Below are 18,782 nucleotides of genomic sequence, written 5' to 3' on the forward strand. Positions count from 1 at the left end.
AATTAAGAGGCCGTCTGAAAACATTTTCAGACGGCCTCTTATTCATGGAAAGGCTGCTAAACGATTATTCCGCCGCAGCTTTCGCTACGCGCCGCCAGTGGTGCAGCAGCGGTTCGGTGTAGCCGTTGGGCTGCTCGGTGCCTTTGAAAATCAGGTCGCAGGCAGCGAGGAAGGCGGGGGAGGTATCGAAGCGGCCGACCATGGGGGTGTAGGCCGGATCGCCTTCGTTCTGTTTGTCCACCACGGCAGCCATACGCTCCAAAGTGGTGCGGACCTGTTCGGCACTGACAATGCCGTGCAGCAGCCAGTTGGCGATGTGCTGGCTGGAAATCCGCAGTGTGGCGCGGTCTTCCATCAGGCCGACGTTGTGGATGTCGGGCACTTTGGAGCAGCCCACGCCTTGTTCCACCCAGCGGACGACGTAGCCCAAGATGCCTTGGCAGTTGTTGTCCAATTCCTGTTGTTTTTCCGCTTCCGTCCAGTTGGTGTCGGCGGCTGTGGGGATGGTGAGCAGGTCGTCCAGATAATCGGCGGCAGGGCGGGCGGCCAGTTCGCGCTGTACGTCGAATACGTTGATTTGATGGTAGTGCATGGCGTGCAGGGTGGCTGCGGTAGGCGAGGGCACCCATGCGGTGGTGGCGCCGGATTTCGGATGGCCGATTTTCTGTTTCAGCATTTCCGCCATCAAATCAGGCATCGCCCACATGCCTTTGCCGATTTGGGCTTTGCCGGGCAGGCCGCATTGCAGGCCGGTTTGGACGTTGCCGGCTTCGTAGGCGGCAATCCATTTGCTGGCTTTCATGTCGCCTTTGCGTATCATCGCGCCCGCCTGCATGGAGGTGTGCATTTCGTCGCCGGTGCGGTCGAGGAAGCCGGTATTGATGAAGACGACGCGGTCGGAAGCCGCTTGGATGCAGGCGGCGAGGTTGGCCGAGGTGCGGCGTTCTTCGTCCATGATGCCCATTTTCAGAGTTTTCGGCGGCAGTTTGGCCAGTTTTTCGATGGCGGCAAACAGTTCGTCGGCAAAGCGGACTTCTTCCGGGCCGTGCATTTTGGGTTTGACGATATAAACGCTGCCGCTGCGGCTGTTTTTGTTTTCGCTGCGGTTCAGGTCGAGCGGGGCGATGAGGGCGGTCATCACGCCGTCTAGGATGCCTTCTGGAATTTCTTTGCCTTCGGCATCCAATACGGCGGGCGTGGTCATCAGGTGGCCGACGTTGCGGATGAAGAGCAGCGAGCGGCCGGGCAGGGTGAAGCTGCCGCTGCCGTCGGGTTTGGTGTATCCGCGGTCTGCATTCAGTTTGCGGGTGAAGGTTTTGCCGCCTTTTTCCACTTCTTCGGTCAGTGTGCCGTTCATCAGGCCGAGCCAGTTGGCGTATACCAGTGCTTTGTCCTCTCCGTCTACGGCGGCCACGGAGTCTTCGCAGTCCATGATGGTGGAAAGGGCGGCTTCAAGGATGATGTCTTTTATGCCGGCAGGGTCTTGGCTGCCTATCGGGCTGTTTTTGTCGATGAGGATGTCGATGTGCAGGCCGTTGTGCAGAAAGAGGAGCGAGGAGGGTGCTTCTGCATCGCCGTTGTAGCCGATGAAGAGTTCGGGCGTTTGCAGGCTGCTTTCGCCGCCGTCTTTCAGCTTGGCTTTCAGACGGCCTCCTTCTACGCGGTAGGCGGATACGTCGCGGTGGCTGCCTTGCGCCAGCGGGATGCTTTGGTCGAGGAAGTTGCGGGCGAAGGTGATGACGGCGTCGCCGCGTTTCGGATTGTAGGCTTTGCCTGCGGCCAAATCGCCGCTTTGGTCGATGGCATCCGTGCCGTACAGTGCGTCGTACAGGCTGCCCCAGCGGGCATTGGCGGCATTGAGGGCGTAGCGGGCGTTGTTGATGGGGACGACCAGTTGGGGGCCTGCCTGCTCGGCCACTTCCCGATCAACGTTTTGCGTGCCGATTTTAAACGGCGCGGGTTCTTCGACCAGATAGCCGATTTCTTTCAGGAAGGCGCGGTAGGCGGCGGCATCGGTTGCGGCTCCGTTTTGTTTGTGCCAGTCGTCGATTTGTTGTTGGATGGCATCGCGTTTCTCCAAGAGGGCGCGGTTGCGCGGCGCGAATTCCGCCAAGAGTTCCGCAAAGCCCTGCCAAAATGCCTCGGCCTGTATGTCGGGGCGGGACGGGAGGACTTGCTCGGTGATGAAACGGTAGAGGTGGTTGTCGATTTGCAGGCCGGCTGCGGGGATATAGTTGTATGCCATGATAAATTCTCCAAAATATTGTTCTTATGAAACATCGCGATGACGCCATGCAACCTTAACACTATTTTTCAATGGATAAAAGTAGGCCGTCTGAAAATTATTTAATTACAATCGATTTCGGTGTCGGATTTTGTTTTCTTACATTTGGAACACCGAAGGCCGTCTGAAAGTTGATTTTCAGACGGCCTTTTGCTTAGTTTAATCTTTTATCTTTCGGCTTTCAGCACTCGCTGACGGCGCGTTTCGCTCAACACCATGCCCGCGCTGACGGAGACGTTCATGCTTTCGACCGTGCCGAACATGGGTATCGACACCAGCATGTCGCAATGCTCGCGCGTCAGGCGGCGCATGCCTTCGCCTTCGTTGCCCATCACCCATGCCGCGCTGTCGGGCAGGTCGCAATGGTAGAGGTCGGCGTCGCCGCCCATGTCGGTGCCGATGATCCAGATGCCGTATTCTTTCAGCTCGCGCAGGGTGCGGGCGAGGTTGGTTACGGTAATGTAGGGGACGGTTTCCGCCGCGCCGCAGGCGACTTTGCTGACGGTGGCGTTCAGTCCCGCGCTTTTGTCTTTCGGCGCGATGACGGCGTGTACGCCCATTGCGTCGGCGGTACGCAGGCACGCGCCGAGGTTGTGCGGGTCGGTGATGCCGTCGAGTATCAACAGCAACGGCGGTTCGCTCAGGTTTTCCAATACGTCTTCGAGGTGGACGTGGTTTTTGGAAGCGTCGATAAACCCGACCACGCCCTGATGCCGCGCGCCTTTGCTGATGGCGTTGAGGCGGTCGGCGTCGGCGAAGTGTACGCGCACGTTTTCGTTTGCCGCTTTTTCCAACACATCGCGCGTGCGGGCATCGTTTTTGCCTTCTTGGACGTAGAGTTCGGTAATCGATTTCGGGTTTTGCCACAGGCGGGCGTTGACGGCGTGGAAGCCGTAGATTAAGCGTTGGTTGGCCATGCTGGGTCTTTCGGTTTGAAAGGCGGGATTATAGCAGGCTGCCGCAATGGGGAAGGCCGTCTGAAAAGCCAAAACGGTGTTTCAGACGGCCTTTTTGCCGTTTGCATGGATAGGTTATGGATAAACGGTTTCCATCATCTCTTGTTTTAAATGCTAAAAGCTAGACCGATTCTTGCTTTTTGGGCAACTTTGCAGTGGGGAATGGTGTTCGAACAGCCAGTCCACATAACGGTCCACGCCTTGTTCCACAGTCAGGAATTCTTGTTCATAGCCCGCGTCGCGCAGGCGGGTGATGTCGGCTTGGGTGAAGCTTTGGTATTTGCCTTTGAGCGCGTCGGGAAACTCGGTGTAGCGGATTAGGCCGTGTTTGATCAGCGATTCCAGCGGCAGGCGGTCTTTGCCTTCGGCGGCGCGGCAGGCGTTGACGGTGGCGGCGGCCAAGTCGTTGAAGGGCTGGCTGCGGCCTGTGCCGAGGTTGAAAATGCCCGATTTTTCGGGGTTGTCGAGGAAGAACAGGTTCACTTTCACGACGTCTTCCACGCTGACGAAATCACGGCTTTGGCCGCCTTCGGGATAGCCGTCGTAACCGCCGAACAGGTTGACATAGCCTTGCTCGCGGTATTGGTTGAAGTGGTGGAAGGCTACGGAAGCCATGCGTCCTTTGTGCTGTTCGCGCATGCCGTATACGTTGAAATAGCGGAAACCGGCCACCTGCGCGGTCAGCCCTTCTTCGATGCGGCGGCGGACGATTTGGTCGAACAGGAATTTGGAATAGCCGTAGACGTTCAGCGGTTCTTCCAATTCCCGCTCTTCGCGGAAGGTTTCGCCTTTGCCGTAAACGGCCGCGCTGGAGGCGTAGAGGAAGGGGATGCGTTCGTCCTGACACCAGTCCAAGAGGTCGAGCGTGTACTGGTAGTTGTTGTCCATCATGTATTTGCCGTCGTGGTTCATGGTGTCGGAACACGCGCCTTCGTGGAATACGGCTTCAATGTCGTCAAACGGAAAGAGATGTTCGCGCACTTGGCGGATGAATTCGTGTTTGTCGAGATAATGCGCGATGTCGCAGTCGGCCAGATTTTTGAATTTCTGGCCGTTGCTCAGGTTATCCACCGCCACGATGTCGCTGATGCCGCGCGCGTTCAATCCTTTGACGATGTTGCTGCCGATAAAGCCGGCGGCACCGGTTACGATGATGGTCATGTTGTTTCCTTATACAGGCCGTCTGAAAGGTGGTTATTGTAAACCAAAGGCAGGCAGGCCGAAATATCCGCTAAAAAGGCCGTCTGAAATCCTTATTCGGGATGAAAGAAGGATTTCAGACGGCCTCTGTTCGGGAGGGCGGTTCGGTTTTAGTTCACGCTGTTGCCGATGCGGCCGAAGTCGCCCAAGTTCATCCAGATGAAAAACGCTTTGCCGACAATAAGTTTGTCATCGACAAAACCCCAGTAGCGGGAATCCGCGCTGTTGTCGCGGTTGTCGCCCATCATGAAATAGCGGCCTTCGGGCACTTTGCAGGTAAAGGCACTGCCGTCTTCGGCATATTGGCAAAACTCTTTCAATCCGCTGCTTTGATAATTTTTCTCCGGCATCAGTACGTTGAGGTAACGCAGCAATCCTTCGGGATTGAACGACGGCTGGCCTTCATCCAGAAGGATGTCGAAGTTTTTACCGTTTAAGGCCGTCTGAAAGCGTTCGGACGAATGCGTTAGGGCGGGATTTTCGTCTTCGGGGTATTCGTAGTTGCCCGCTGCCGTTTGCGGTACGGGCTGGCCGTTCACGGTCAATACCTTGTTTTTGTATTCCACCACGTCGCCGGGAATGCCGACTGCACGTTTGATGTAATTGGTTTCCGGCTCCAAGGGATAATTGAAGACCACCACGTCGCCGCGCTGAATGGTACCGGTATCGATTAACACATTATTCATAATCGGCATGCGGATGCCGTAGGCAAACTTGTTGACTAAGATAAAGTCGCCTTTCACCAGGCCCGGGCGCATGGAGCTGGACGGAATCTGAAACGGTTCGGCAATGAAGGTACGCAGTATAAATACGGTCAGGATAATCGGAAAAAAGCCGGACATATAATCGCGGAAATGGTTTTCGTCATCCAAGGTGCCGCTCAACACCTTTTGTCCTTTTTCATCCACCGTGGTCGTCTGCCCGGGTTTGAAAGACAGCTTGCGCCACAGCCAAATCGCGCCGGTAAATACGACAAACACCAGCAATACGGCGGTAAAGCTCATCTTGAACGCCAGCAAGCCGAATATGCCGATCATGGTCAAGAGATAACCCCATTGCAGGCCGTCGCTCCATTCGCCGTTTTCGCCCCGCTCTTTGCTGCTGATTGCAAACAGGCCGATGCCGACAATTAAGGCCATTAGTGCGCCGATCAGATAGATATTCATTTATTTGTCCCCCACCTGCAAAATCGCCAGAAACGCGCTCTGCGGAATTTCCACATTGCCCACTTGTTTCATGCGTTTTTTACCGGCTTTTTGTTTTTCCAGCAGTTTTTTCTTACGCGTAATATCGCCGCCGTAACATTTCGCCAATACGTTTTTGCGCAGCGCCTTCACGTTTTCGCGGGCGATGATTTGCCCGCCGATGGCAGCCTGCACGGCGATGTCGAACATTTGGCGCGGGATGAGTTCGCGCATTTTCGCCGCCAGTTCGCGGCCGCGTTGCACGGAGGTTTGGCGGTGCACAATCAGGCTCAGCGCGTCTACTTTGTCGCCGTTCACCATAATATCCAGTTTTACGAGGTCGGACGGCATAAATTCTTTAAATTCATAGTCCAAAGAAGCATAGCCGCGCGAGGTGGATTTGAGTTTGTCGAAGAAATCCATCACCACTTCGTTCATCGGCAAATCGTAGGTCAGCATCACCTGCCGCCCCATGTACTGCATATTGCGCTGCACGCCGCGTTTTTGGTTGCACAGCGTCATCACGTTGCCGACATAATCCTGCGGCACGAGGATAGTGGCGGTGATAATCGGCTCCATAATCGTGTCGATGGTGGCGATGTCGGGCAGTTTGGACGGGTTTTCCACGTCGATTTTCTCGCCGCTTTTCAAAATCACTTCGTAAACGACAGTCGGCGCGGTGGTAATCAAATCCATGTCGAATTCGCGTTCCAAGCGTTCCTGCACGATTTCCAAGTGTAGCAAGCCCAAGAAGCCGCAGCGGAAGCCGAAGCCCAATGCTTGGGAGACTTCCGGCTCGAATTTCAGCGAAGCGTCGTTAAGTTGCAGCTTTTCCAGCGCGTCGCGCAGGGCTTCGTAATCGTGGCTTTCCACGGGATACAGGCCGGCGAACACTTGGCTTTGCACTTCTTTGAAGCCGGGCAGCGGCTCGGAAGCGGGGTTTTGCACCAGCGTTACCGTGTCGCCCACTTTGGCCTGTCCCAGCTCTTTCACGCCGGTAATCAAAAAGCCCACTTCGCCTGCTTTAAGCTCTTGTTTGTTTACCGATTTCGGGGTAAACACGCCAAGCTGTTCCACTTGGCTTTCGGCCTTGGTGGACATGAAGCGTACTTTGTCTTTCAGTTTCAGACGGCCGTTTTTCACGCGGATGAGCATCACCACGCCGACATAGTTGTCGAACCACGAGTCGATAATCACGGCTTGCAGCGGCGCGTCTTCATCGCCTTCGGGGGCGGGGATTTTGGCCACGATTTCTTCCAGCACGTCTTCCACGCCCAAGCCGGATTTGGCGGAACACGTGACCGCGCCCACCGCGTCGATGCCGATGATGTCTTCGATTTCCTGCGCCACGCGGTCGGGGTCGGCGGCGGGCAGGTCGATTTTGTTCAGCACGGGCACGACTTCCACGCCCAAATCAATCGCCGTGTAGCAGTTGGCCACGGTTTGCGCTTCCACGCCCTGCGATGCGTCCACCACCAACAGCGCGCCTTCGCAGGCGGACAGACTGCGCGACACTTCGTAGGAAAAATCGACGTGTCCCGGGGTGTCAATCAGGTTCAGCAGGTAGGTTTCGCCGTTTTTGGCTTTGTAGTTCAGCGCGGCGGTTTGCGCCTTAATCGTGATGCCGCGCTCTTTTTCGATGTCCATGCTGTCCAAAACCTGCGAACTCATTTCGCGGTTTTCCAAGCCGCCGCAGAATTGGATGAAGCGGTCGGCGAGGGTGGATTTGCCGTGGTCGATGTGGGCGATGATGGAGAAATTGCGGATATTTTTCATTTGGTTCGCTATGGGTTGCAGGCCGTCTGAAAACATGTTTCCAAACAAATCGGTTTTTTCAGACGGCCTTTGAAAATAGAAAAGGCAAATAGCCGCGCATTTTAGCCGAAAAAGCCCGTTTCGGCTAATTGGGGCCGTCTGAAAAATAACGGCGGGTCGGCAAAGCCCGGATGCGGTTTTGCAAGCATCCGCCAATGGACTATACTGCCCGCTTGTTTTTCCCGAACGCAGACCGCCATGCAGGAACCCGCCCCGCAAACCGTCCTCAATGTCGAACAACGCGCCATGTTGCAGGAAATCCTGCGCGGCGCGCTGGGCGGCCTGACCCTGCTGACGGCGGAAAACGAACTGAAAGCCTACGAATGCGACGCGCTGACCGTTTTCACCCGCCCGCCGCTGGCCGTCGCCCTGCCGGAAACCGAAGCGCAGGTGCAGGCCGTTCTGCAAACCTGTTCGAAGTTGGGGATACCCGTTACTGTACGCGGTGCGGGCACGGGTTTGACCGGCAGCGGCACGGCCACGCCCGACGGGCTTTTGCTGGCGATGGCGCGGTTTAACCGCATTTTGAAAATCGATCCGCAGGCGCGTACCGCCACGGTAGAGCCCGGCGTGCGCAACCAGGCCGTTTCCGATGCCGCCGCGCCGTACGGCCTTTTCTACGCCCCCGACCCGTCCAGCCAGCTTGCCTGCACCATAGGCGGCAACATCGCGCAAAATGCCGGCGGCCTGCACTGTTTGAAATACGGCCTGACCACCCACAATGTGTTGAAAATCCGCGCCGTATTGATGGACGGCAGCATCATCGAACTGGGTGGCGAAGCGTATGACGCGCCGGGCTTGGATTTGCTGCCGCTGTTTATCGGCAGCGAAGGCATGTTTGCCGCCGTCACCGAAGTCGTATTGAAACTTCTGCCCAAGCCGCAAACCGCGCAAGTCATCCAAGCTTCGTTTGCCGATATGGGCAAAGCAGGGCGAGCGGTGGCCGATATTATTGCCGAAGGCATCATTCCAGCCGGGCTGGAAATGATGGACGGCGCGTCCACCCGCGCCGTGGACGACTACCTGCATGCCGGTTTTGACCGCGAAGCCGAAGCATTGCTGCTGTGCGAATCGGACGGCATGGCCGAAGAGGTTGAAGCGGAAATCGGTAAAATACGGCACATCCTGAACCGCGCCGGCGCGACCGGCCTGAAAGTGTCGCGCAACGAAATCGAACGTACCGCCATTTGGGCGGGCCGCAAATCCGTCTTCCCTGCCGCCGCCCGCCTTGCGCCCGATTCTTATTGCATGGACGGCACCATCCCGAGGCGGAAAATCGGCGAAATGCTGGATTTTACCGACGGGCTGTCGAAGAAATACCGCCTGCAGTGCATCAACGTTTTCCATGCGGGAGACGGCAATATGCACCCGCTCATCCTGTTCGACAATCAGGCGGGCGAATGGCCGCGCGCCGAGGCCTTCGGTGCGGAAATCCTGCGCCGCTGCGTGCAGCTCGGCGGCACGATTACAGGGGAACACGGGGTAGGGCTGGAAAAAATCGACGGCATGTGTGCCCAATTCGGCGAAGGGGAACGCGCCGCCTTTTGGGGCATCAAAGCCGCGTTCGACCCTGAAATGCTGCTCAACCGCGATAAAAAACTGCCGCTGAAAACGCGCTGCGCCGAATACGCCCGCACATTCGACGGCGGCAGCATTGCCGCCAAGTTTCCCGATTTGGAATATTTTTAAACATCCGTTTTTCAGACGGCCTGCCTTATGCTGGAGAGGCCGTCTGAAAAAGCAATCTTTCCACACCCTGAAGCAGGGTAAGCACTGAGAGGATCCATGATGAAACCCATTTCCCTATTGCCCGCCGCGCTGGCACTTCTAACCGCCGCACTACCTGCCTCGGCAGCCGAACTGCCGCAAAGCGCGGAATTGCAATACAGCGGCTCTTACGGCATTCCGGCAACTATGACATTTAGCCGCAGCGGCAACAGCTACCGCATCGTTTCCGTCATCAAAGTGCCGATGTACAACTTCCGCTTCGAAAGCGGCGGCACCATCCACGGCAACAGCCTGCACCCAAGCTATTACAAAGACATCCGCAAAGGCAAAACCTATGCCGAAGCCAAATTCGGCGGCGGCAAAATCACCTACGGCAAAAGCGGCGAATTGCAAACCGAAAACGCCGCCGGACAAATCCTCGACCTGTTCGCCCTGTCGTGGCAGCTGGCCGCCACCGACGGCAAACTCCCCGCCGGCCTGAAAATCACCAACGGCAAGCGCGTCTATAATGTCAGCGGGCTGGTGAAAACCGGTTCGGCACAATATGCGTTCAACGGCGGCAAAACCACCATCGACAACTACCGCGTCAAACGCGGCGACGACATCGTGAACTATTCCTTCGCGCCCGCGTTCGGCAACATTCCGGCCAAAATCACCTACACTGACAACGGCAAAACCTACGATTTGAAACTGACCGGCCTGAAAATCAACGGCCAAACGATTAAACCTTGAAGCTGTGTTGTCCTGAGATAAAAAGGCCGTCTGAAAAATGCGTTTGTAGGATTTTTCAGACGGCCTTATCTGGAATGACAAATAGGAAATCAATACAGCATTTATTTTCTATATTGGGAATCCCGTTCAAAAATAACTATCGGCCAATATAAACAAGGTGGTTAGTGCAGCCAGCCTCAGTGCATCCCGCCCCCAAAACGAATGACTTATGCAATGTATCCAGCGTATTGGCCGCACAGTTTGCAATACCAGTTTTTGCACTGTTTCCGATTGTTCCAACAGTTTGTCATGCCATAAAACCGACGCCTGTTTCAGCAAACCGTATTTTTTTAACAATAACGAAGTCGAATGCAGATAGCACAACCAATCCCGGCTTTGGCATTCCTCCAAGGTCAATACTTCGGACGGGTCGTCCTCAAAATCGAGGAAAGAGACTTTATCGCTGTCTATCATGCAGTTGCGGGCGAAAGCCTGACTTAGGAATTGCCCGCGCCGATGCACGTCTTCGATTGCCGACAATCCTGTTTCCCATGCGTCCAAGTGCCCCTCTCCGGCTTCTTGTTCGATTCGGACGTCAAGTGCGATACCGGTCAAATTACCCATCATCAGGGCGTTGTTCTGTACAGCCAGTAATTCTGGTACGCGGATGCCGGCCTTATAAAGCGTACGTAGGCGGGTTGATTCAACTGCAATCGCTTTTTCTCCACCTAAGTTTGGTACAGGCTTTAGTACTCCTAAATGGAGCGGTTTGGTAATCATACCCAGTAGTGCGTAACGCCAGGCAGGATTATGCGGTTTAGCTTTACGTATCCAAACGGTCTTGCCGTCTGAAAGTGTATAGCGCGCGATATTGTTACTTTGCTGAGCGGCGAGCCGGGTAAGTTCGACGGCAAAGTTTGGGGCATTGGTATGGTTGGTGTCCGTATCTTTTTTATTTATCTGCATCTTAATCTAACACGTTGCGGATAATTTCTTTTACTGCTTCGGCCTGATTCGGTACGTTCTGCACCTTCTGCGGCAAATCTTCCAAACCCTGCAGTTTGGCCGGACGCGGGATGTCCACATCGCCGACCGCTTCGCGGATGGTGTCGGCAAATTTTGCCGCCAGCGCGGTTTCCAGGCAAACGACGGTTTCGCCTGCCTCGCGCAATTCGCGGGCGACTTTCACACCGTCGGCGGTATGCGGGTCGATGAGTTCGCCGTCTTGCCCGTAAACCTGTTTGATGACGGCCAGGCGGTCGCGGTGCAGGCTTTTGCCGGAAACAAAGCCGTATTCATTGCGGATTTTGTCCAGCGCGAAAGCGAGGTTGAAGCCTTTGCCTGCGCCGACTTCCGCCCACAACGTTTCGATTTCCGCCGCATCCCGGCCGGTCAGGTCGAAAATGAAGCGTTCGAAGTTGGACGCTTTGGAAATGTCCATCGACGGGCTGGAGGTAACGTGGGTGTGCGCGGCGGTGCGCGGACGGTAGGAACCGGTTTTGAAAAACTCGTCTAATACGTCGTTTTCGTTGGTGGCGACCATCAGGCGGCGCACGGGCAGGCCCATTTGTTTGGCGATGTGTCCGGCGCAGACATTGCCGAAGTTGCCGCTGGGCACGCAGAAGCTGACGGTTTCGTCATTGCTCTCCGTCGCTTTGAAATAGCCGGCGAAGTAGTAAATCACCTGCGCCATCACGCGTCCCCAGTTGATGCTGTTGACCGTGCCGATGCGGTATTTTTCTTTGAAGGCGGCATCGTTTTGAATGGCTTTTACAATGTCTTGGCAGTCGTCAAACATGCCGTCCACGGCGATGTTGTGGATGTTTTCGTCTTGCAGGCTGTACATCTGCGCGCGTTGGAACGCGCTCATTTTGCCTTCCGGCGACATCATGAACACATGGATGCCTTCCTTGCCGCGCAGGGCGTATTCGGCGGCCGAACCGGTGTCGCCGCTGGTGGCGCCGACGATGTTCAGGGTTTGCCCTTCGCGTTTCAAAACATATTCGAAGGCATTGCCCAAAAACTGCATGGCCATGTCTTTGAAGGCCAGTGTGGGGCCGTTGGACAGGGCTTGGATTTTCAGGCCGTCTGAAAGGGTGCGCACGGGGGTGATTTCCGCATTGCCGAAGGCTTCGGCGGTGTAGGTGCGGTTGATGATGGCGCGAAGGTCGCCTTCGGGGATGTCGGTGGCAAACAGGCGCATGATTTCAAACGCCAAATCGGCATAGGCCAAACCGCGCCATTTGTCTAAGGTCGCACGGTCGATTTGCGGATAATGTTCCGGCAGCATCAGGCCGCCGTCGGGTGCCAGCCCCATAAGCAGGACTTCGCCGAAGGTTTTGCGGTCGGTTGCGCCGCGTGTGCTGATGTATTTCACTTTTTTCTCCGAATCATGTTTTCAGACGGCCTCAAAAGGCCGTCTGAAAAGGTTTAGGGTCTGTAAATACGTTTCACGCAGGATGTTACTGTGCGGGCGGTGATTTTCGCCACGGCCTGATTGCGGCTGTTGGTGTCCAGCATGGAAGTCAGGTCGGCCACGCTGACCTGGTTCAGCGCGTCTTCGCTCACGCAGCTGCAGATTCTGTCTTCCCACTGGCGTTGGCGTTCCGCGCTCATGCTCAGTGCAATCATGCGCCATTCGTTACGGTTGTTCAGCTCGGTGCGGCATTGTCCGTCGATAACGGTTTTCAGCATCGAATTGCCGATGCCGGCCATATCCTGACTGCCGCCGAAACCGCCGAACACCGAGTTCGAATCATAAGCACAACCGCCCAACAACGCCGCTACAGAAGCAATGGCAACAACCTTCTTCATATTCATAATCATCCCTCGCCGCAAGGCCGTCTGAAACGCCCTGCAAAGTCTTTAAACGAACGCGTATTATACCGTAAGCGGTGTGAGATGGGGGATTGGGGAAAGTCGAGTTATAATCCGTTTTTCTGGGAAAATAGAGGATTTATAAATGGCTAACTCAAACGAAAACACGCAAAACCCTAAAGACAATCAAGAGAAAATGGCTAATGAAGGCATTCAAGAGCATTCAGAGCATACCGCTGAAAATAAACAGCCTGAATCAAAAGACAATGCACAGAAAAAAGATGAATCTACATGCTTATGTAGATTTTTTAAAAAGATTGCAGAATGGATATACGCGAGAAAAAATAAAAACTCAAACAAGGCGAATGAAAATGCCACAGAAAATAATGATGCTGCAAAACTGGCAGAAATGAAACAAGCTGATACGGTTGAGCAACCAAAAGAGCAAAGGAAACCGTCTGATCATTTGGAAACCATCAGCAAACTCATCGGAATATCGACAGTATTAGGGATACTCGTCGGTGGATTTGTTATATTTGCTTATCTCTTAAAGATTAATCAATTAAGCATTCTTCCTGATGTAATCAGCAATCCGTCTAGCCTAATCGCTGCAAGTACAGTTTTTATAATTATTTCTATTATTATATTTTTGTTGTACCAACTTTTAGTGTATTTATTATTACCAGATTCAGTTCTTTTGATACAGGATATTCGAAGCCTAAAATCTCCTAAGTCAAATCGCTCTGATAAAAGCGTTGGATGGGTAAAAATATTATTATTTATAATATTTTACTTGGTATTTGTTTATGCTCTTTCTCAATTACTCGAAATTTTTTTAAAATATTTATACCCACAAGCAAAAAATATATATCCACTTGTGATAATAATTAATGTCGTTATAGTTCTCTATTATTTTTATAAAAACTGGATTAAAGACCTCAATTCAATTTATAAAATTATTATCAAGGGAGCCATGACATATATAATAATATTATGTCTATTGATATTCGGTTTTAGCGATAAAATAGCAATTTTATATTTTACCCATATCATTGAAATTCCTGAAAACTCTTCATGGTACTTATTGCATAATAACTTCCAACAAAACAACGGCTCTCAAGAAACCAACGGCATTGATAAAAATGACTTAAGGAAAATAAAAGAAAAATTCAACTGTTCTTCCTTTTTAAAGAAACAGGAAAGGGACAACATAGAACCACAGAAGAAAATACATTGCTCAACCACTCCCGAACAACGCAACAACGCCCTATACGGCTATATGGCGTGGAATTTGGGCGATACTAAGTTTTTCTGCCCGGCGACTACTGATAACACTGAAGCTGACTTCACTGAAAAAGATGAGAAAGGTCAGGATACTGAAAAACGAAAAGCAGCTAAGCAACTAACCGAAGAATGTATCGTCATCAGCGGAAAAGCCCTGCAAATCATGCCGAAAGGTTATATCAGTACCAATACTGATGGCATTGACGACGGTAATCCTGACAATACCGGTCATGACGATCCTGCAATTGATATTAATACTGACGTTAGATTCAAAAATGACCTTAACGCCCAATCCAATGCCGGCTTGAATAATTTCAATGTCCAACCTATCCTGCCGATACAATCCAATGCAAAAAATATGTCAATCCAGATTAATTACAGCAGCTGTAATCATGATTCGCCAAGAAACAAGGATGGTCATCCTGATATAGGATACACCGACAAAAAAATCTGCCAGTAAGTTATGGCAAACCATGCCGTCATTCCCGCGCAGGTGGGAATCCATCTTTGAGGATAGACAAAGCCCTAAAAATCAATCAACTGAAATTCATAAGTGGATTCCCGCCTGCGCGGGAATGACGGTTGTGATGTATCCTGTCTTTATTGTTCCCTTTGCCATCCGTCCGTTTTCAGACGACCTGATATAATCCACGTCGTCTGAAAACCCTTTTCACGGAAACTGCCATGTCCGACCTTTTCACCCGCAAACCCGATGCGCCGCTTGCCGAACGTCTGCGCCCGCATACGCTTGATGATGTCATCGGGCAGCAGCATTTAATCGGCGAAGGCAAGCCGCTGCGTGTGGCGGTGGAAGGCGGGAAGCCGCATTCTATGTTGCTGTGGGGGCCGCCGGGTGTGGGCAAGACGACGTTGGCGCGGATTTTGGCGCAGAGTTTCAATGCCCAGTTTCTGCCTGTTTCCGCCGTGTTCTCCGGCGTAAAGGACATACGCGAGGCAATCGATAAGGCTGAAATCGCTTTGCAGCAGGGACGCGCGACGATTTTGTTTGTCGATGAAGTCCACCGCTTCAACAAGGCGCAGCAGGACGCGTTTTTGCCGCATGTTGAAAGCGGTTTGCTGACCTTTATCGGCGCGACGACGGAAAACCCGTCGTTTGAAGTCAATCCCGCGCTGTTGAGCCGCGCACAGGTATATGTTTTGCAATCCTTGTCTTCAGACGACCTCAAGAAACTGATTGCCAAAGTGTTGGCTTTGCCCGAATACCGGGATTTCACGATTGAAGCCGATGCGCAGGAGCTGCTCGTCAATACCGCCGACGGCGATGCGCGCAGATTGTTGAATTTATTGGAACAACTTTTACGCGCCGCCGACACACGTCGTCTGAAAACCTTAACCGCCGAATTTCTCGCCGACAGTCTCGGGGCGCAAATCCGCCGTTTCGACAAAGGCGGCGAGAGTTTCTACAACCAAATCTCCGCCCTGCACAAATCCGTGCGCGGCTCGCATCCGAATGCCGCGCTGTATTGGTTCTGCCGTATGCTCGACGGCGGCACCGACCCGCGCTACCTCGCCCGCCGCATCGTGCGCATGGCGTGGGAGGACATCGGGCTTGCCGACCCGCGCGCCTTCCAAATCGCCAACGATGCCGCCGCCACCTTTGAACGCTTAGGCTCGCCAGAAGGCGAACTCGCGCTGGCGCAAGCCGTGTTATACCTTGCCGCCGCCGCGAAATCCAACGCGGGCTACAAGGCATACAACCAAATGCGCCGCTTCGTCAAAGAAAACGCCAGCGACGAAGTGCCCGTCCACCTGCGCAATGCCCCGACCAAGCTGATGAAGGAATTGGGCTACGGACGTGAATACCGCTATGCCCACGACGAACCGAACGCCTACGCCGCCGGCGAAAGCTATATGCCCGACGGCCTGGACGAACCGGACTTCTACCAACCCGTCCCGCGCGGGCTGGAAATCAAAATCGGTGAGAAGCTGGAATGGTTGAAATCGCTGGATGAGGAAGCGTTGAAAGAATAAAAAACAACGCGGGGTAGGGCAGAGGCCGTCTGAAAAACAACCTTCAGACGGCCTCTGACATATTGCCCGGCCTTAATCGATGCCAATATCCAAACAGACGATTTCGCCGCAGTATGTTTTGCCGTTTCCGCCCAGGTGCGCCGGTTTGTAGGCGGCGAAGGTGTAGGTTAAATCGGCACGGAAGGTATCCGCATCCGCTTCTCCCGTGTCGCAGTTCAGCCCGGTCGGGATGTCCAGCGCGACTTTCAGGCCGTCCGATTGATTCAGCAGGCGGCAGATTGCGGCGATGCCGGCGGGCAGCCTGCCGCCGAAGCCTGTGCCGAAGATGCCTTCGATAATCACGTCGTAACCTGTTTTCAGACGGCCTGCCAAGTCTTCGGCGGCAATCAAGCCTATGCCGTCCAAACCTTGCAGCCGGCTGCGGTTTAATTCCGCCAGTTCGGATAGTTTTTCTCCGGCGGCAAACAGGATGTCCGCCCGCCAGCCGTGCACCTGCAGTATCCGCGCCATCACCAGGCCGTCGCCGCCGTTGTTGCCTTTGCCGCACACAATCAGCACCCGCCCGGCCTGGGGCCGCCTTCGCAGCAGGTCGGCGGCTGCGGCTCGTCCCGCGTTTTCCATCAGTTGCTCGAAAGTCGTGCCTTTGTCGACTGCCATTTGTTCGTGTTCGCGCATTTCTGCGGCGGTGTAGATTTTCATCATTTGCTCCTTTTGTCTCCACCGTTTTATGAAACATCAAAACGGAAATCCCATCAATAGTGCTCCCCTGCTTTTCCGATGAATCATTCCTTTTTTTGATTTGCCGCAAGAAGCCGTCTGAAATCAGGGTTTTGGCAGCTCTTGGATTTGATTTTTTTATTAACAAGATTTATTATCATAGCGAAATAAAGCAGCAAATAATTAAAATTATCTTTTTTGCGGGAGCGGGCGGCGAGATATATCCTTATCCTTCCCCGCGTCAGATTCGTCTTTCCAGGCTGTTTGTTTTTTAATCGACACCGAAAGTAACCCCCTATGTCTACCATACCTTTATCAAAACTCAGTAAAGGCGCGGTTGCGCACATTGATTCTATTGTCGCCAAACCGAAAAAACGCGATTGCAGCAGCGGCTGCGGCAAATGCGGCGGTTGCGGTTAAATATGGATAGCTAGGAAGAAAAAAGGTCGTCTGAAATGGTTTCAGACGACCTTTTGTATATTTTTGGACGATAGTCTAAACAGAAAAATATTGCATATATTGATGTCAGATATAAATAGTTGAGTCTAGAGCTTTTCAGACGAACCCTAAAAGCGAACTTTAACAACCCAAACCTGCATCTCATTGATTCACAGAAACAAAGGTCGTCTGAAAACCAAACTCCGGTTTTCAGACGACCTCAATCATTCCAAAATTTCAACCAACCTTATTTCAACGCCTCCAGCAGCTTCCCGTGTATCCCGCCGAAACCGCCGTTGCTCATCACCAAAATATGGTCGCCTGCTTCGGCATGTTTCACGATTTCGGCAACGAAGGCATCAAAGTCTTGTCCGACGTGCAGCTTTCCGCCCAAAGGCGCGAGGGCTTCGGCGACGTCCCAGTCCACGCCGCCGGCGTAGCAGAATACTTGGTCGGCACCTTTGAGGCTTTCGGGCAGGGCGGCTTTCATGGTGCCGAGTTTCATGGTGTTGGAACGCGGCTCAAGGACGGCGAGAATGCGGGCGTTTCCGACGCGCTGGCGCAGGCCTTCGATGGTGGTTTCGATGGCGGTCGGGTGGTGGGCGAAATCGTCGTAAACGGTGATGCCATTTACCGTGCCTTTGATTTCCATGCGGCGTTTGACGTTTTTAAACGCGCTCAAGGCTGCGCAGGCGGTCTGAATATCGACGCCGGCATGGCGCGCGGCGGCGATGACGGCAAGCGCGTTCATGCGGTTGTGTCCGCCCATCAAATCCCATGCGACGTGTCCGGCTTTTTTGCCGTCAAGCAATACGTCGAACGAGCCGTCGGCATTGACTTCACCGACCTGCCAGCCGTGTCCGGTGCCGAATTTTTCCACCGGCGTCCAGCAGCCTTTGTCGAGAGTGTCTTGCAGACTTTGCTGCTGTCCGTTGCAGACGATGAGGCCTTCAGATGGCACGGTGCGCACGAGGTGGTGGAACTGGGTCTGTATCGCGCCCAAATCGGCGAAGATGTCGGCGTGGTCGAATTCCAGATTGTTCAACACGGCGGTACGCGGACGGTAATGCACGAATTTGGAGCGTTTGTCGAAAAAGGCGGTATCGTATTCGTCGGCTTCGATGACGAAAAACGGCGATTTGCTGTTCGGGTCTTGGCGCGGCGTTTGCGGCAGGCGGGCGGAAACGCTGAAGTTTTCCGGTACGCCGCCGATGAGGAAGCCCGGCGCAAGTCCGGCATATTCCAAGACCCAGGCGAGCATGGACGCGGTGGTGGTTTTGCCGTGCGTCCCCGCCACGCCGAGTACCCAATGATGATGCAACACGTTTTCCGACAGCCATTGCGGGCCGGAAATATAAGGCAGGCCGCGGTTCAAAATCGCTTCAACCACATCCATCCCGCGCTTGGCGACATTGCCGATAACGTAAACGTCGGCTTTAAATTCGTCCAACTGCGCGGCATCGAAGCCTTCGTGTACGTCTATGCCCAAGGCTTCGAGCTGGGTGCTCATCGGCGGATACATCTTCGCGTCGCAACCGCTGACTTTGAACCCCGCTTCTTTGGCAATGGCGGTCACCCCGCCCATAAACGTGCCGCCGATACCGATAATGTGGATGTGTTTCATAATTTTGAATCTTTAAATGAATTTAAATCTAA

15 protein-coding genes are annotated in these 18,782 nt (G+C 53.7%); 5 read left to right on the forward strand and 10 right to left on the reverse strand.

Annotation, left to right across the window (positions count from 1 at the left end; genetic code table 11):
• Window positions 1-64: 64 nt before the first annotated feature.
• The 5 genes from BM261_RS04835 to lepA all read right to left on the reverse strand — a co-directional run bounded on the left by BM261_RS04835 (window position 65) and on the right by lepA (window position 7,400).
• On the reverse strand, window positions 65-2,245 hold the full coding sequence (locus BM261_RS04835) for a malate synthase G (protein ID WP_074895736.1): 2,181 nt from the start codon (window positions 2,243-2,245) through the stop codon (window positions 65-67).
• Between the two features lie 206 nt (window positions 2,246-2,451).
• Window positions 2,452-3,201: a 23S rRNA (guanosine(2251)-2'-O)-methyltransferase RlmB gene (gene rlmB, locus BM261_RS04840; protein WP_070452737.1), complete on the reverse strand. Its 750-nt coding sequence runs from the start codon at window positions 3,199-3,201 to the stop codon at window positions 2,452-2,454.
• Between the two features lie 153 nt (window positions 3,202-3,354).
• Window positions 3,355-4,401 (reverse strand): ADP-glyceromanno-heptose 6-epimerase, encoded by a 1,047-nt coding sequence (gene rfaD, locus BM261_RS04845; RefSeq protein WP_074895738.1) that lies wholly within the window; start codon window positions 4,399-4,401, stop codon window positions 3,355-3,357.
• A gap of 149 nt (window positions 4,402-4,550) precedes the next feature.
• On the reverse strand, window positions 4,551-5,606 hold the full coding sequence (lepB, locus tag BM261_RS04850; protein ID WP_074895741.1) for a signal peptidase I: 1,056 nt from the start codon (window positions 5,604-5,606) through the stop codon (window positions 4,551-4,553).
• Window positions 5,607-7,400 (reverse strand): translation elongation factor 4, encoded by a 1,794-nt coding sequence (gene lepA / locus BM261_RS04855; protein ID WP_074896206.1) that lies wholly within the window; start codon window positions 7,398-7,400, stop codon window positions 5,607-5,609.
• Window positions 7,401-7,637: 237 nt separating this feature from the next.
• Here lepA and BM261_RS04860 point away from each other — a divergent pair, with 237 nt between their 5' ends.
• On the forward strand, window positions 7,638-9,128 hold the full coding sequence (locus BM261_RS04860; protein WP_070452702.1) for an FAD-linked oxidase C-terminal domain-containing protein: 1,491 nt from the start codon (window positions 7,638-7,640) through the stop codon (window positions 9,126-9,128).
• Window positions 9,129-9,224: 96 nt separating this feature from the next.
• Window positions 9,225-9,899: a DUF3108 domain-containing protein gene (locus BM261_RS04865; protein WP_114910501.1), complete on the forward strand. Its 675-nt coding sequence runs from the start codon at window positions 9,225-9,227 to the stop codon at window positions 9,897-9,899.
• 126 nt (window positions 9,900-10,025) lie between these two features.
• Here BM261_RS04865 and BM261_RS04870 read toward each other — a convergent pair whose 3' ends face one another.
• Genes BM261_RS04870 through BM261_RS04880 form a run of 3 tightly spaced genes read right to left on the reverse strand, consistent with a single transcriptional unit; the run spans window position 10,026 to window position 12,698 of the window.
• A complete protein-coding gene (locus tag BM261_RS04870) occupies window positions 10,026-10,844 on the reverse strand; it encodes a BUD32 family EKC/KEOPS complex subunit (protein WP_074895744.1) in 819 nt (272 codons plus the stop codon).
• 1 nt (window position 10,845) lies between these two features.
• Window positions 10,846-12,255 (reverse strand): threonine synthase, encoded by a 1,410-nt coding sequence (gene thrC, locus BM261_RS04875; protein ID WP_074895747.1) that lies wholly within the window; start codon window positions 12,253-12,255, stop codon window positions 10,846-10,848.
• Window positions 12,256-12,308: 53 nt separating this feature from the next.
• Window positions 12,309-12,698 (reverse strand): hypothetical protein, encoded by a 390-nt coding sequence (locus BM261_RS04880; RefSeq protein WP_074896209.1) that lies wholly within the window; start codon window positions 12,696-12,698, stop codon window positions 12,309-12,311.
• 142 nt (window positions 12,699-12,840) lie between these two features.
• Between BM261_RS04880 and BM261_RS04885 the strand changes: the two genes are divergently transcribed.
• Both BM261_RS04885 and BM261_RS04895 read left to right on the forward strand, forming a co-directional pair.
• Window positions 12,841-14,439: a hypothetical protein gene (locus BM261_RS04885; RefSeq protein ID WP_074895750.1), complete on the forward strand. Its 1,599-nt coding sequence runs from the start codon at window positions 12,841-12,843 to the stop codon at window positions 14,437-14,439.
• A 224-nt stretch (window positions 14,440-14,663) separates the two neighbouring features.
• Window positions 14,664-15,971, forward strand: coding sequence for a replication-associated recombination protein A (locus tag BM261_RS04895; protein WP_074895753.1), 1,308 nt, complete (start codon window positions 14,664-14,666; stop codon window positions 15,969-15,971).
• 72 nt (window positions 15,972-16,043) lie between these two features.
• On the opposite strand, the gene BM261_RS04900 is transcribed toward BM261_RS04895, so the two are convergent.
• Window positions 16,044-16,670 carry an NAD(P)H-hydrate epimerase gene (locus tag BM261_RS04900; protein ID WP_074895756.1) on the reverse strand — a complete coding sequence of 209 codons (627 nt, stop codon included), beginning with the start codon at window positions 16,668-16,670 and terminating at the stop codon, window positions 16,044-16,046.
• A 315-nt stretch (window positions 16,671-16,985) separates the two neighbouring features.
• Here BM261_RS04900 and BM261_RS12870 point away from each other — a divergent pair, with 315 nt between their 5' ends.
• Window positions 16,986-17,108, forward strand: coding sequence for a hypothetical protein (locus BM261_RS12870; protein WP_256205704.1), 123 nt, complete (start codon window positions 16,986-16,988; stop codon window positions 17,106-17,108).
• Window positions 17,109-17,373: 265 nt separating this feature from the next.
• Here BM261_RS12870 and mpl read toward each other — a convergent pair whose 3' ends face one another.
• A complete protein-coding gene (gene mpl, locus BM261_RS04910; protein ID WP_074895761.1) occupies window positions 17,374-18,750 on the reverse strand; it encodes a UDP-N-acetylmuramate:L-alanyl-gamma-D-glutamyl-meso-diaminopimelate ligase in 1,377 nt (458 codons plus the stop codon).
• Window positions 18,751-18,782: the final 32 nt, after the last annotated feature.

The organism is Neisseria elongata subsp. elongata (genome assembly GCF_900113545.1).
In the GTDB taxonomy this organism is placed as follows: Bacteria; Pseudomonadota; Gammaproteobacteria; order Burkholderiales; family Neisseriaceae; genus Neisseria; species Neisseria elongata.